Source organism: Streptomyces griseorubiginosus, assembly GCF_001514195.1.
GTDB classification, from domain to species: domain Bacteria; phylum Actinomycetota; class Actinomycetes; order Streptomycetales; family Streptomycetaceae; genus Streptomyces; species Streptomyces griseorubiginosus.
Window position 1 is genome coordinate 70,205 of sequence record NZ_KQ948736.1, and the last position, 12,889, is coordinate 83,093.

The window sequence follows — 12,889 nt, forward strand, 5'->3', positions numbered from 1 at the left end:
TGCATGATGAGCGGGTGAACGACATCGACGAACCCCTGCCGCCCGACGAACTCGGCCACCGCGTCTCCGAGGTGTTCGACCTCGTCGGCGCGCTCTACCGGCGCGGCCTGCGCACACTGGAGCAGGACGAGGCGGACCGGGGGATGTCCGTCGGCGTGCGTTCCGTTCTCGTCCTGCTGCACCGGTACGGGACCATGACGGTCCCGCAGATGGCCCGGGTGATGTCGCTGACCCGGCAGTTCGTCCAGCGGATGACCAACGAGGCGATGGACCGGGGCTGGGCGGAGGCCACCCCCAACCCGGCGCACCAGCGGTCCTCGCTGATCCGCATCACGGCCGAGGGCGAGGCCGTCGTCGAAGCGGTCCTCGCGCGCGAGCACGCCCTGAACCGGCAGGTCGGCGGCGGCGAGCTGACCGGCGCCGAACTCCAGGCGTGCGCGCGGGTCCTGAAGGAGATGCTGCGCACCTTCGACCACGTGGAGGTGGACTGACCTGCTGCGGGCCACCGTGGGCGGGCCTACTGCCCCATCGTGAGCCCCGCCTGTGCCGCGCCCCGGCTCAGCACCACCTCCCGGATGCGGTCGCGCACGCCGTCCAGATCGGCGCCCTGGGCGATCGCCTGATTCAGGTTCACCACCCGCCCCGCGTCCACGTCGAACATCTGCGGCACGAACTCCGCCCTGGTGACCCGCCAGCGCCCACCCGGCCGGGCCGGCGGGGCGAAGGTGAAGCGGCCGAGGGTGGACTGGTTGCCGCGCGGGTCCTGGGCGCCCTCGTGGTTGAACATCTCGCCGGCGATCTGGTCGCCCATGCCGTAGACCACCCAGGTGCCGTTGACCTTCTCGTAGGCCTGCGGGACATGGGCGTGGGTGCCGAGGATCATGTCGATGTCGGGGCGCCCGCCGGTGCGGGCCGCGGTGAGGTCGCGGGCCAGCGCCTTCTGCTGCTCGTCGGGCGCGTCCTGCCATTCGGTGCCCCAGTGCAGCGACACGACGACCACGTCGGCGCCCGCCTTCCGGGCGGCCCGGGCGTCCGCGAGGATCTTGCTCTCGTCCATCAGGTCGACCGCCCAGGGCTGCCCCTGGGGCATCGGGAAGCCGTTGGTGTCGTAGGTGTAGGCGAGGTGGGCCACCTTCGCCGCCCCGGCGCGCAACAGGGTGACCGTGCGCGCCTCCGCCTCGTCGCGGGCCGATCCGGCGTGCCGTACGCCCGCCCGGTCGAGCGCGTCGAGAGTGCGGCGGACACCGTCGGCGCCGTCGTCGAGGCTGTGGTTGGAGGCGGTCGAGCAGCCGTCGTAGCCGGTGGCGGCGAGCGCCTGGGCCACCTCGGGCGGGGACTTGAAGGTCGGGTAGCCGGTGTAGTTCCCGTTCGCGCCGTAGACGGTCTCCATGTGACACAGCGCCAGATCCGCGCGGGAGACGACGGACCGGACACCGGCCAGCATCGGGCGGAAGTCGTAGCCGTCGCCGCCCGCGTCGAACCGGGCCCGGTCGATGATCGAGCTGTGCGGCAGGACGTCGCCGGAGGCGACGAGCGTGAAGCCGCGCGCGGCGGCGGACGGGGCCGGGCGTCCGGGCGTCCCGTGGTCGTGCGCCTGACAGGCGGCTCCTCCCGCGAGAAGTGCCGTGAGGGCCAGGGCAATCTGCCGTCTGCGTGCAATCATCAGCTCACCCCACTGTGGTCATATTTAGTGACGAATAGGTATGAGCTTGTCGGGGCCCGCAAACGGCCTGGACGGCTAGTTGACCCGTCCGGAGCGGAACGAACCGTTCGTCGAACCGTTCGTCGACGCGATCGACCGTCCGCCGCAGATCCTTGTGCGTGGCCTGTCCCCCGGCCCCGCGCTGAGGTGCCATACGGCCATGACGGCCGGAACCACGCTCACGAACGGGACGACCGCCGAGCACGAGCTCGCCGCACTGCAGCGGGAGCACGGCCGGCCCCTCTTCGCGCTTCTGCTCCGGCTCAGCGACGGCGACCGGCAACGCGCCGAGGACCTCGTCCAGGAGACCCTCGTCCGCGCCTGGCAGCACCCCGAGGCGTTGCGCGCCGACGACTTCGACTCCGTACGGCCCTGGCTCATGACGGTGGGACGGCGGCTGGCCATCGACGCGCGCCGGGCCCGGCAGGCGCGTCCGGCCGAGGTCGGCGACGCGGTGCTGGAGAACGCGCGCGTGTGCGCCGATCACGCGGAGCGGGCGGCCGCCGCCCTCGACGTACGCGAGGCTGTGAAGACACTCACTCCGGAACACCGTGAAGTCCTGGTGCTGGTGTACTTCCAGGGGGCAAGTGTGGCGGAAGCCGCCGAAATCCTCGGAATCCCGCCCGGTACGGTGAAGTCCCGCGCGTACTACGCGCTGCGCGCCCTGCGCCGGGTGCTTCCGGGATACGCGGCCGACCTGCGGTGAAACCAACGGGAAAGTCAAACCTCCGTAAAGCGCCTTGCTGAGGACCCCGGTTGAGTAATCGGCTGTCCTCATCCGTGTTCCGGATGGGCCTCCCACCGAGGCCCGGCGACGGGCGACGCGCACGCACCGGAGGAAGGCAGGCAAGGATGCTGCACAGAGGTCAACAGAGCACGGACGGCACCGGCGGCGGCGAACTCGTCGTTCCCATGGCCTGGTTGTACGCCGAGTACATCGCCGACGAACTGCTGCGTTCCGGCGATCTGATGCCGCCGACGTCCTTCGAGTTCCGGGCCGGGCGGGACGCGCTGGCGCTGACCGTCTTCCTCGCCGACACCGAGAACGAACTCTCCGGCATCCAGGTGGTCTCCCAGTTGGAGAACTGGCTGTCGCTGACCGCGTACGACCAGCCGTGGCAGGACTGGGTCTGTGAGCGGATGGCCGCGCTGACCGCCGAGGCGGTGGCCTCGGGCGAGCCGGTGCCGGACCTGGAACTCGCGGCGTCGGCCTGGCGCTGGCTGGAGGAGACCGAGCTGCTCGCCCCCGATCTCAACGCCGTTCCGGGCGGCGGGGCGGGGCTCGGTGAGGACGAGGGGCCGAAGGTCTGGACGCCCGCGTGGCAACTGGGCCTGCCGCTCGGCCACCTGGCCATCCACCTGTTCTAGGTGTTCCGGATTCTTTTCGATTCGGACCAATCCGCGGGGCCGACCGCTCCGAATCCCTTGGTCACGATTCTGCGTACCCCTTGAGTGATTCGGCGGGCTGGTGCGTACCGGTGGGAGCAACGAGTAACCCCACCCACACCCAACGGCACGAGGTTTCCGCATGAGGTCCTTGGAGAGGCATCGCGACGTCGGCGCGTACGCGCTCGGCGTGCTGGACGAGGCGGAGGCCTTCCGCTTCGAGGACCACCTCATGGAGTGCCCCCGGTGCGCGGCACACGTGACGGAGTTCGGTCCGGTGACCCGCCAGATGATGCTGTACCGCCGGGCGACGCCCCGGGTCGTGCACCCGATGGCGCAGCCGGGCCCCCAGCTGCTCAACCGGCTCCTCGGCGAGGTCGCCACCCGGCAGCGGGCGCGCCGCAGGCGATTGGTGTTCGCCCTGGCCGCCTCGGTGGTCCTGGCGGTGGGCGGCCCCGCCCTCGCCCTGACGGCCGGCGGCGACTCCTCGCGGGACGCCGAGGCCGCCCCGCGGACCACCAGCGTCGAGGCCACCGACGCCAAGTCCGGGGTGTGGGCCCAGGTCGTCACCGAGGACGAGGACTGGGGCACCGCGGTGGAGCTCAAGGTCAAGGACGAGTCCGGCCCCCGCTCCTGTCACCTCGTCGCGATCAGCCGCGACGGCCGGGAGGAGACCGTGACCGGCTGGAACGCCACCGGGCACGCCTCCGGGGACAACACCATGATGGGCAGCTCCACCTTCCACGCCGGCCAGATCGACCGCTACGAGGTCCGCACCGCGAGCGGCGAGCACCTGGTGACCCTCGACCCCAGCTGACGCCCTGCCGGGAGTGAGTTCAGGTCACTTCAGGAGCCGGGACAGTCTGCGGTCCGCGAGCGGCTTGCCGCCGGTCTGGCAGGTCGGGCAGTACTGGAGCGAGGAGTCACTGAAGGAGACCTCGCGGATGGTGTCGCCGCACACGGGACAGGGTTCGCCGGTGCGTCCGTGGACGCGCAGGCCCGACTTCTTCTCCGCCTTCAGACGTCCCGCCGCGACACCCCGGGACCGCTCGACCGCCTCGGTGAGGGTGGTCCGCAGCGCCTCGTGGAGCCTGCCCGTCTCCTCGGCGGTGAGGGTCGCGGTGGGCTTGAACGGGGACATCCTCGCGGCGTGCAGGATCTCGTCGCTGTAGGCGTTGCCGACACCCGCGATCAGGCCCTGGTCGCGCAGGGCGCCCTTGATCTGCCGCCGTTCCCCCTTCAGCAGGGCAGCCAGGCGGGCCTCGTCGAAGTCGTCGGCGAGGGGGTCGGGGCCCAGCCGGGCGATGCCGGGGACCTCCTGCGGGTCGGCCACGACGTACACCGCGAGCCGTTTCTGGGTGCCCGCCTCCGTCAGGTCGAAGCCGGCGCCGGTCTCCAGGGCCACGCGCAGGGCGAGCGGGCCCTTCCCGGGGCGGGGCATGCCGCTCGGGAGCCGGTCCTTCCAGTGCAGCCAGCCCGCCCGGGCCAGATGGGTGACGAAGTGCGGGCCGCCGTCGGTCTCCAGGTCGAGGAACTTGCCGTGCCGGTGCACGGCGACGACCTCGCGGCCCTCGACGGCGGTGGGCGGGGGGTCGTACGTCTTCAGGACGCTGATGGCGACCGGCAGCACGCGCACGATCTCGTGGCCGACCAGGTTCTCGGTGAGGAAGTCCTTGAGCGCTTCGACCTCGGGGAGTTCCGGCATACGTCCAGAGTGCCACCGGTGACGCCGGGGGTCAGGTCAGCCACGGTCCCGCACGGCGGGATCGCGGCCGCGGTCAGCGCCGGTCCCGTACGACGAACTCGCACCACACGCACTTGCCGCGGCCCCGCGCCTCCACGCCCCAGACGTCGCTGAGCAGGTCGACCAGGAGCAGCCCGCGGCCGGAGAGCCCCGACTCGCCCGCGTCCCGGCGCCGCGGCAAGGCGCTGGAGGAGTCCTCGACCTCGAGGCGCATCCGCCGGTCGGAGCCGGTCAGCGCCCGCAGCGTGACGATCGCGGCGCCCTCGGTGTGCATCAGGGCGTTGGTGATCAGCTCGTCGGCGACCAGTTCGATCTCGTCGGAGCGCTCCCGCGCGCCCCAGGCGGCGACCGCGGCCCGGATCATGTGCCGGGCCTGCATGAGGGCCTCGGGGTCCCCGGACGCCACATGCTGGCGGAGGCGGCCGCCGGACTGCTGGGCGTCGGCGGTGCGGCGGCGCAGCAGGAGCAGCGCCACGTCGTCGTCGCCGCCGCGTGCCTCGGCCACGTCGATGAGCTTGTCGGCGAGCTCCCACACGTCCTCGGGGCCCACGGAGATGAGACCGGTGAGGGTCCGCATGCCGTCGTCGAGGTCGGCGCCGGGCGTTTCGACCAGCCCGTCCGTGCACAGCAGCAGGGTGTCCCCCGGTTCGAGTTCGAGGGTGGCGACGGGGTAGTCGAGCTGCCCGAACTCCGCGGACAGACCGAGCGGCAGCCCCCCGTCCACGGTCACCCGGCGGCAGCTGCCCCCGGCCTGCCGGACCAGCGGGTCGATGTGGCCCGCCCGGACCACCTGGACGACCCCGGTGTCCAGATCGGCCTCGGCGTACAGGCAGGTCGCGAAGCGGTCGGTGTCCAGCTCGTGGAGGAAGACGGAGGCGCGGGCCATCACGGTGGCCGGGGTGTGGCCCTCGGCGGCGTAGGCCCTCAGGACGATCCGCAGCTGGCCCATGACGGCCGCCGCGTGCGTGTCGTGGCCCTGGACGTCCCCGATGACGGCGCCGACCCGGCCGCCGGGCAGCGGGATCAGGTCGTACCAGTCGCCGCCGATGTCCCGGCCGAGGGCGCCCTCGGTGGAGGCGGCCCGGTAGCGGACGGCGACGTCGGTGCCGGGGACGCTGGGGATCGTGCGGGGCAGCATGGCCTGCTGGAGGCCGGTGGCGAGGTCCTTCTCCTGCTCGTAGAGCATGGCCCGCTGGAGGCTCTGGGCGATGCTGCTGCCGAGGGCGATCAGGACGTTGCGGTCCTCGGGGGTGAAGCCGTGGCGGTCGCTGTAGAGCAGGCCCATGGCACCGATGGGACGGGCCTCGGCGATGAGCGGGAGGTAGGCGGCGGAGGTGATGTTGAGGCCGGTGATGTGCGGCCACAGGATCGGGTAGCGGTCCGCGAACTCCTCCGGCGACTCGATGAACCGCGGGGAGAGCGTGCGCACGGCCTCGCTCATGGGGTACGGCTCGTCGATCCGGGTGATGTCGGTGCCGGGCACGAAGCTGCCCGCGGGGCCCTCGGCGATCAGCCGGATCCGGCCCGCCTCGACGAGCCCCATGACCAGGCTGGTGGCGCCGAGGTGGGTGAGGCCGTGGGTGTCCTTGAGCACGTCGATGACGTCCTGGACGGTCCGGGCGTGGGCCAGGGCGGCGGTGGTGAGCTGGACGACGCTGGTCTGCCGGCGCAGGGCCTCGTCCTGGGCGGCCTGTTCCCGCCGGGCCTCCAGCTCGCCCATCTCCTGGGTGGCGTCGCGCACGATGCCGACGATCCGGCGGGGACGGCCCGTCTCGTCCCGGCGGATGTAGCCCTGGGTGTGCGTCCAGCGCAGGGTGCCGTTCCGGCAGCGCAGCCGGAAGTAGGTGCCGTAGTTCTCGCTGCCGTCCTTGATGGCCTTGGCGACCAGGGCGTCGAGCCGCTGCGCCTCGCCTCTGGGCACCCGCACGCCGAGGCTCATCGGGTTGCCGTCGTATTCGTCGGGGCGCAGGTCGAAGACCTCGTGGGCCTGGGCGTCCATGTGGAGCAGGCCGCTGTCGAGGTCCCAGTCGAAGCTGCCCATGCGGTTGAGCGCCAGGATCGGATCCGGGTGGGCGGGCCAGTCGTCCGGGAGTGCCAGGGCGCTCGCTCCCCGATCAACCATGGGCCCACCTTGCCAGGAATCGCCCGATTATTCGACCGGGGAGGCGAGGCTGTCGAGGACGGCGCCGGTCCGGGCTGCCGAGCCGCAGGGGCCGTCGGAGGGGGCCCTCGGAGGGGGCGTCGGGGCGCTTGCCCGGGCCGCCTCGCGCGCGCGTTCGGGTTGCGCCGACGGAGAAGGAGGTACACGGAGAGTCACCATGGGTGTCCGGCGCGACAATGGAGGCAGGAGCGAACGCGTGGACTGGTTCACCGCACCCGACTACTGGCTGAGCCGGCTGGTCTTCCAGCGGGCTCTTGCCGGGCTGTACTTCGTCGCGTTCCTGGCCGCGGCTCTCCAGTTCAGGGCGCTGATCGGGGAACGCGGCATGCTGCCGGTCCGGCGTTTCGTCGCCCGGGTGCCCTTCCGCAAGGCGCCGAGCCTGTTCCAACTGCACTACTCGGACCGGTTCTTCGCGGGCTGCGCGTGGACGGGCTGCGGGGTGGCCCTGGCGCTCGCGGCCGGGCTCGACTCGTGGCTGCCGCTGTGGGCCGGGATGCTGCTCTGGCTGGTGCCGTGGCTGCTGTACCTCTCGATCGTCAACGTGGGCCAGACCTGGTACGGCTTCGGCTGGGAGTCGCTGCTGCTGGAGGTCGGCTTCCTCGCGGTGTTCCTCGGCAACGACGAAGTCGCCCCGCCGATCGTGGTGTTGCTCCTGCTGCGCTGGATCCTGTTCCGGGTCGAGTTCGGCGCCGGGCTCATCAAGATGCGGGGTGACGCGTGCTGGCGCAAGCTCACCTGTCTCTACCACCACCACGAGACCCAGCCGATGCCGGGCCCGCTGAGCTGGTGGTTCCACCATCTCCCCCGCCCCCTGCACCGGGCGGAGGCGGCCGCGAACCACGTCACGCAACTCGCCGTGCCGTTCTTCCTGTTCGCCCCGCAGCCGATCGCCACGGCCGCCGCCTCGCTGATGATCGTGACCCAGCTGTGGCTGGTGCTCTCGGGCAACTTCGCCTGGCTGAACTGGATCACGATCGTGCTGGCGGTGCCGGCGCTGCACCTCCCGGGCGAGGCACCGGATGTGCCCGCCGCGCCGCTCTGGTACGAGGTCGTGGTCATCGCCGTCGCCGCGCTTCTCCTCGGCCTGAGCTATCGCCCGGTCCGCAACATGCTCTCGCGCAGGCAGATCATGAACCGCTCCTTCGACCCGCTCCATCTGGTCAACACCTACGGTGCGTTCGGCAGCGTCAGCCGGATCCGCCACGAGGTGGTCGTGGAGGGCACGACGGACGACGTACCGCGCCGGGACTCGCAGTGGAAGGAGTACGAGTTCAAGGGCAAGCCGGGTGATCCGCACCGCCGGCCGCGCCAGTTCGCGCCCTACCATCTGCGCCTGGACTGGATGATGTGGTTCGCGGCGCTCTCCCCCGCCTACGCCGACGCCTGGTTCGGCACGATGGTCGAACGGCTCCTGGAGAACGACCCCGCCACCCTGCGACTCCTGCGTCACTCCCCGTTCCCCGCGGACGCCCCGCCCCGGTACGTCCGTGCCCGCCTGTTCCGCTACCGGTTCACGACGTGGCGGGAGCGCAGGGAGACGGGGGCGTGCTGGGAGCGGACGTACGTACGGGACTTCCTGCCGCCGACACGGTTGGCAGGGGTGGCTCAGAGGCCGTAGACGCGGGTGGCGGGGGTGCCTCAGAGGTCGTAGACGCGGGTGGCGGGGGTGGCTCAGAGGCCGTAGACGCGGGTGGCGGTGGCGGCGAGGACCTGGTCGGCGTCGCCCTGACCGATCAGTTCCCGGGCGGTCACCAGCACATCGTCATAGGTCGCCGCCGCAGTACACACGGGCCAGTCCGAGCCGTACATCACGCGGTCCGGACCGAAGGCGTCCAGGACCGTGTCGGCGTAGGGGCGCAGGTCGTCGACGGTCCAGTGCGCGGGGTCGGCCTCCGTGACCATGCCGGAGAGCTTGCAGACGGTGTTGGGGAGGGCCGCGAGGGCGCGGAGGTCGCTCGCCCAGGGCTCCACGGCGCCGGAGGCGATGGGGGGCTTGCCCAGGTGGTCCAGGACGAAGGTGAGGTGCGGCAGGGACTCGGCCGCCTCGACGCAGGCGGGCAGCTGGGGCGGCAGCACGACCAGGTCGTACACCAGGCCCGCCTCGGCGACCGCCGCCAGGCCGCGCAGGACGTCCGGGCGCAGCAGCCAGCGCGGGTCCGCCTCGCCCTGGACCTGATGGCGGATGCCCTTGAGGAAGGAGCCGCCGGGGAGCGCGCGGAGACGGGCGAGTTCCTCGGCGATGCCGGGGCGGGTGAGGTCGGTCCAGCCGACGACCCCCGCGATCAGGTCGTGCCCGGCCGCGAGGGCGAGGAACTCCGGGGTCTCCTCGGGCACGGTGACCGTCTGGACGAGGACCGTACGGTCGACCCCGGCGGCGCGGGCCTCGGTGGCGAGGTCCTCGACGGTGAAGGTCCGGCGCAGCGGGCTGTCCGCGGGGATCCAGTCCTGGTCCCGCACCGCCAGGTCCCACACGTGGTGATGCGCGTCCACGACCGTCACGGCAGCTCCCACACCACCGGCAGACCGGCGGCCGCGCCCTCGTCCGAGTAGTCGTGGACCACGTCGAGGAGTTCCGCCATCCTGGCCTGCCAGGCGACGTTCACCGGCAGTTTCTCCAGTTCGGCGAGGAGGCGGCCGTAGTCCTCGCACTCCAGGACGTGGAAGAGGTCCGTGCCGCTGCGCCAGATCGTCCAGGAGGAGGCCCCGGCCGCACGGATGGCGTCGGTGAGTTCGACGGGGACCTCGCGGTGGGCGGCCTCGTACGCGTCGACGCGGTCGGCACGGACCGTGGTGTGCAGGGCGACTCTCATGCGTGGTCCTCCAGCAGTCCCGTGTCCCGCAGCTCCTGCCAGAAGGTCTCCGGCACCGGCACCGCGAACTGGTCGGCGCAGTCGTTCACCTCGGCCGCCGAGCGGGCGCCCACCAGGACGCTCGCGACGGCCGGGGGGGCCGCGCAGAAGGCGAGGGCGGCGGCCCGCAGGCTGATGCCGTGCCGGCCGGCGATCTCCTTCATGCGCAGCGCCTTGTCGAGCAACTCGGGCGGTGCCGCGGTGTAGTTGTACGTCGCTCCGGGCTGCGGGTCGGCCAGCAGACCGGAGTTGAAGGCGCCGCCGACGACCACCGACACGCCCCGCTCGACGGCCGCGGGCAGCAGAGCGTCGAGCGCGCTCCGGTCGAGCAGGGTGTAGCGGCCCGCGCACAGCACCACGTCCACGTCGGTCTCGCGGACGAAGCGGGTGAGCATCTCCACCTGGTTCATCCCGGCGCCGATCGCCCCGACCACGCCCTCCGAGCGCAGCTTCTCCAGGGCCGGGTAGCCCTCCCGGAAGGCCGCTTCGGCGTGGTCGTCGGGGTCGTGCAGGTAGACGACGTCCACCCGGTCCAGGCCCAGCCGTTCGAGGCTCGCCTCGAGGGTGCGTCGTACGCCGTCCTCGGTGAAGTCCCAGACGCGGCGCCGGGTCGCCGGGACCGCGAAGCCGTTGGCCAGGTCGTCGCCTCCCGCGTCGGAGGGCTCCAGCCGGCGGCCGACCTTGGTGGAGAGGGTGAACTCCGTGCGCGGGTACGCCTTCAGGGCCTCGCCGAGCCGTTGCTCCGACAGGCCGAGACCGTAGTGCGGGGCGGTGTCGAAGTAGCGGATGCCGCGTTCCCAGGCGGCGGTCACCGCCTCGTGGGCCTGCTCGTCGCTCACCTCGGTGAAGAGGTTGCCGACGGCAGCCCCGCCGAAGGCCAGTGCGCTGACCTCGACTCCGCTGCGCCCGAGGGTGCTCACTGGCCCACCGGCCGCAGCCGCAGGCCCTGCATGCCGCCGTCGACGGCCAGCGAGGTGCCGGTGGTGGCGCCGGAGAGGGGGCTCGCCAGGTAGGCGACGGCCCCGGCGACCTCGTCGGCCGAGACGAGTCGGCCGGTGGGCTGGCGGGCCTCCAGTGCGGCGCGTTCGGCGGCCGGGTCGGCGGCGCTCGCGAGCAGGCGGCCGACCCACGGGGTGTCCACGGTGCCGGGATTGACGCAGTTCACGCGGATGCCCTCACGGACGTGGTCGGCGGCCATCGCGAGGGTCAGGGCCTGCACGGCCCCCTTGGTCGCGCTGTACAGCGCCCGCTGCGGCAGGCCCGCGGTGGCCGCGATGGAGGAGGTGTTCACGATCGCCGGGTGCGCGGACTGCCGCAGATGGGGCAGGGCGGCGCGGGTCACCCGGACCATGCCGACGACGTTGACGTCGTAGACGCGGTGCCATTCCGCGTCGTCGTTGTCGGCGACGGTGCCCTGGGCGCCGATACCCGCGTTGTTGACCAGGACGTCGAGGCCGCCGAGGTCGGCGGCGGCCGCCGCGACGGCCGCGCGCACGGATGCGTCGTCGGTGACGTCGGCGCGGTAGGCCAGCAGGGGTTTGTCGACCGAGGTCGGATCCAGGTCGAGGACGGCGACCTGGGCGCCGCGCGCGGCCAGGAGTTCGGCGGTGGCCCGGCCGATGCCGGAGGCCCCGCCGGTCACCAGGGCCTTGAGACCCTCGAAGTCGCTCATGCCGCCTGCCCCTTCTTCGGTGTGTCGTCGGCGAGATCTTCTGCCCAGAAGGCGCCGTCCGGGAACGTGTAGCGCGCGATGGACTCCGGGTACATCTCGGCGGAGAGACCGGGAGCGGTGGGTGCCGTGTAGTGGCCGTCCCTGATCACCACGGGATCCCGGAAGTGGTCGTGGAGATGGTCGACGTACTCGATGACCCTGTCCTCGGTGGTGCCGGTGACGGCCACGTAGTCGAACATCGAGAGGTGCTGGACGAGTTCGCACAGGCCGACGCCGCCCGCGTGCGGGCAGACCGGGACGCCGAACTTGGCGGCGAGCAGCAGGACGGCGAGGTTCTCGTTGACGCCGCCGACGCGGGCCGCGTCGATCTGGACGACGTCGACGGCCCCGGCCTGGAGGAGCTGCTTGAAGACGATCCGGTTCTGGACGTGCTCGCCGGTGGCGACCTTGACCGGGGCGACGGCCTTGCGGACGGCCGCGTGGCCGAGGACGTCGTCGGGGCTGGTGGGCTCCTCGATCCAGTACGGGTCGAACTCGGCGAGGGCCCGGGTCCAGCGGATCGCCTCGTCGACGTCCCAGCGCTGGTTGGCGTCGATCGCCATGCGGATGTCGGGGCCGACGACCCGGCGGGCGACCCGGCAGCGCCGTACGTCGTCGTCCAGGTCCGCGCCGACCTTCAGCTTGATCTGCCGGAAGCCGTCGGCGACGGCTCGGGCGGCGAGCCGGGTGAGCTTGTCGTCGTCGTAGCCGAGCCAGCCGGCGGAGGTGGTGTAGGCGGGGTATCCCTTGGCCAGGAGCTGTGCGGATCTTTCCGGGGCGCCCTCCCGGCCCCGGCGCAGGATGTCCAGGGCCTCCTCGGGGGTGAGCGCGTCCGTGAGGTACCGGAAGTCGATCTGGCCGACCAGCCATTCGGGGTCGCTCTCGGCGAGCAGCCGCCACAGGGGCTTCTCGGCGCGCTTGGCCGCCAGGTCCCACACGGCGTTGACGACCGCGCCGATCGCCATGTGCATCACGCCCTTCTCGGGCCCGAGCCAGCGCAGTTGGCTGTCGCCGACGAGGTCGCGGTACAGCGTGCCGGGGTCCGCGGACAGTTCGTCGACGGACCGTCCGACCACATGGCCGCGCAGCGCCTGGATCGCGGCGACCTGGACATCGTTGCCACGCCCGATGGTGAAGGTGAAGCCGTGCCCCTCGTGCCGGTCGGGCGCGTCGGTGCGCAGCACCACATAGGCCGCCGAGTAGTCGGGGTCCGGGTTCATCGCGTCGGAGCCGTCGAGCTCCCGCGAGGTGGGGAAGCGGATGTCGTAGGTGTCTACCGCGGTGATGCGGGCGGTGGTCGGGGACACGGAGTGCCTTTCGGTCGGTTGCGGGGGGA

At 72.1% G+C, this 12,889-nt stretch carries 13 protein-coding genes; 5 read left to right on the forward strand and 8 right to left on the reverse strand.

All coding sequences use genetic code 11. From position 1 onward, the window contains the following. Positions 1-14 precede the first annotated feature (14 nt). Positions 15-491 (forward strand): MarR family winged helix-turn-helix transcriptional regulator, encoded by a 477-nt coding sequence (locus AQJ54_RS13010; RefSeq protein WP_062029600.1) that lies wholly within the window; start codon positions 15-17, stop codon positions 489-491. 26 nt (positions 492-517) lie between these two features. Here AQJ54_RS13010 and AQJ54_RS13015 read toward each other — a convergent pair whose 3' ends face one another. Then, on the reverse strand, positions 518-1,663 hold the full coding sequence (locus AQJ54_RS13015) for a CapA family protein (protein WP_062237238.1): 1,146 nt from the start codon (positions 1,661-1,663) through the stop codon (positions 518-520). A 199-nt stretch (positions 1,664-1,862) separates the two neighbouring features. Here AQJ54_RS13015 and AQJ54_RS13020 point away from each other — a divergent pair, with 199 nt between their 5' ends. The 3 genes from AQJ54_RS13020 to AQJ54_RS13030 all read left to right on the forward strand — a co-directional run bounded on the left by AQJ54_RS13020 (position 1,863) and on the right by AQJ54_RS13030 (position 3,905). Further along, positions 1,863-2,408: a sigma-70 family RNA polymerase sigma factor gene (locus AQJ54_RS13020; RefSeq protein ID WP_030327027.1), complete on the forward strand. Its 546-nt coding sequence runs from the start codon at positions 1,863-1,865 to the stop codon at positions 2,406-2,408. A 146-nt stretch (positions 2,409-2,554) separates the two neighbouring features. Then, entirely contained in the window at positions 2,555-3,070 is a 516-nt protein-coding gene (locus tag AQJ54_RS13025; RefSeq protein ID WP_030327029.1) for a hypothetical protein, read from the forward strand. Between the two features lie 160 nt (positions 3,071-3,230). After that, entirely contained in the window at positions 3,231-3,905 is a 675-nt protein-coding gene (locus AQJ54_RS13030; RefSeq protein WP_062237240.1) for a zf-HC2 domain-containing protein, read from the forward strand. A 24-nt stretch (positions 3,906-3,929) separates the two neighbouring features. Here the strand turns inward: AQJ54_RS13030 and AQJ54_RS13035 are convergent, their stop codons facing one another. Next, the gene (locus tag AQJ54_RS13035; protein WP_062029594.1) at positions 3,930-4,793 is read right to left on the reverse strand and encodes an Fpg/Nei family DNA glycosylase; all 864 of its coding nucleotides are present in this window, start codon (positions 4,791-4,793) and stop codon (positions 3,930-3,932) included. 73 nt (positions 4,794-4,866) lie between these two features. Beyond that, positions 4,867-6,954 carry a SpoIIE family protein phosphatase gene (locus tag AQJ54_RS13040; RefSeq protein ID WP_062237243.1) on the reverse strand — a complete coding sequence of 696 codons (2,088 nt, stop codon included), beginning with the start codon at positions 6,952-6,954 and terminating at the stop codon, positions 4,867-4,869. A 235-nt stretch (positions 6,955-7,189) separates the two neighbouring features. Between AQJ54_RS13040 and AQJ54_RS13045 the strand changes: the two genes are divergently transcribed. After that, positions 7,190-8,611, forward strand: coding sequence for a lipase maturation factor family protein (locus tag AQJ54_RS13045; RefSeq protein WP_062237245.1), 1,422 nt, complete (start codon positions 7,190-7,192; stop codon positions 8,609-8,611). A gap of 53 nt (positions 8,612-8,664) precedes the next feature. Here AQJ54_RS13045 and AQJ54_RS13050 read toward each other — a convergent pair whose 3' ends face one another. Genes AQJ54_RS13050 through AQJ54_RS13070 form a run of 5 tightly spaced genes read right to left on the reverse strand, consistent with a single transcriptional unit; the run spans position 8,665 to position 12,860 of the window. Further along, positions 8,665-9,492 (reverse strand): amidohydrolase family protein, encoded by an 828-nt coding sequence (locus AQJ54_RS13050; protein ID WP_062237247.1) that lies wholly within the window; start codon positions 9,490-9,492, stop codon positions 8,665-8,667. Further along, a complete protein-coding gene (locus tag AQJ54_RS13055; RefSeq protein WP_062029586.1) occupies positions 9,489-9,803 on the reverse strand; it encodes an L-rhamnose mutarotase in 315 nt (104 codons plus the stop codon). Before AQJ54_RS13055 ends, AQJ54_RS13050 begins: the two co-directional genes overlap by 4 nt. After that, complete coding sequence (locus AQJ54_RS13060; RefSeq protein ID WP_062237249.1) at positions 9,800-10,762, reverse strand: aldo/keto reductase; 963 nt, start codon at positions 10,760-10,762, stop codon at positions 9,800-9,802. The genes AQJ54_RS13055 and AQJ54_RS13060 overlap by 4 nt, the downstream gene beginning before the upstream one ends. Next, positions 10,759-11,514 carry an SDR family NAD(P)-dependent oxidoreductase gene (locus tag AQJ54_RS13065; RefSeq protein ID WP_062029582.1) on the reverse strand — a complete coding sequence of 252 codons (756 nt, stop codon included), beginning with the start codon at positions 11,512-11,514 and terminating at the stop codon, positions 10,759-10,761. Before AQJ54_RS13065 ends, AQJ54_RS13060 begins: the two co-directional genes overlap by 4 nt. After that, positions 11,511-12,860, reverse strand: coding sequence for an L-fuconate dehydratase (locus AQJ54_RS13070; protein ID WP_062237250.1), 1,350 nt, complete (start codon positions 12,858-12,860; stop codon positions 11,511-11,513). The genes AQJ54_RS13065 and AQJ54_RS13070 overlap by 4 nt, the downstream gene beginning before the upstream one ends. Positions 12,861-12,889: the final 29 nt, after the last annotated feature.

Bases quoted from the DNA above. Each gene is read 5' to 3' on its own strand.
- AQJ54_RS13015 (WP_062237238.1), bottom strand. From the start codon at position 1,663: ATGATTGCACGCAGACGGCAGATTGCCCTGGCCCTCACGGCACTTCTC.
- AQJ54_RS13020 (WP_030327027.1), top strand. From the start codon at position 1,863: ATGACGGCCGGAACCACGCTCACGAACGGGACGACCGCCGAGCACGAG.
- AQJ54_RS13025 (WP_030327029.1), top strand. From the start codon at position 2,555: ATGCTGCACAGAGGTCAACAGAGCACGGACGGCACCGGCGGCGGCGAA.
- AQJ54_RS13030 (WP_062237240.1), top strand. From the start codon at position 3,231: ATGAGGTCCTTGGAGAGGCATCGCGACGTCGGCGCGTACGCGCTCGGC.
- AQJ54_RS13035 (WP_062029594.1), bottom strand. From the start codon at position 4,793: ATGCCGGAACTCCCCGAGGTCGAAGCGCTCAAGGACTTCCTCACCGAG.
- AQJ54_RS13040 (WP_062237243.1), bottom strand. From the start codon at position 6,954: ATGGTTGATCGGGGAGCGAGCGCCCTGGCACTCCCGGACGACTGGCCC.
- AQJ54_RS13055 (WP_062029586.1), bottom strand. From the start codon at position 9,803: ATGAGAGTCGCCCTGCACACCACGGTCCGTGCCGACCGCGTCGACGCG.
- AQJ54_RS13065 (WP_062029582.1), bottom strand. From the start codon at position 11,514: ATGAGCGACTTCGAGGGTCTCAAGGCCCTGGTGACCGGCGGGGCCTCC.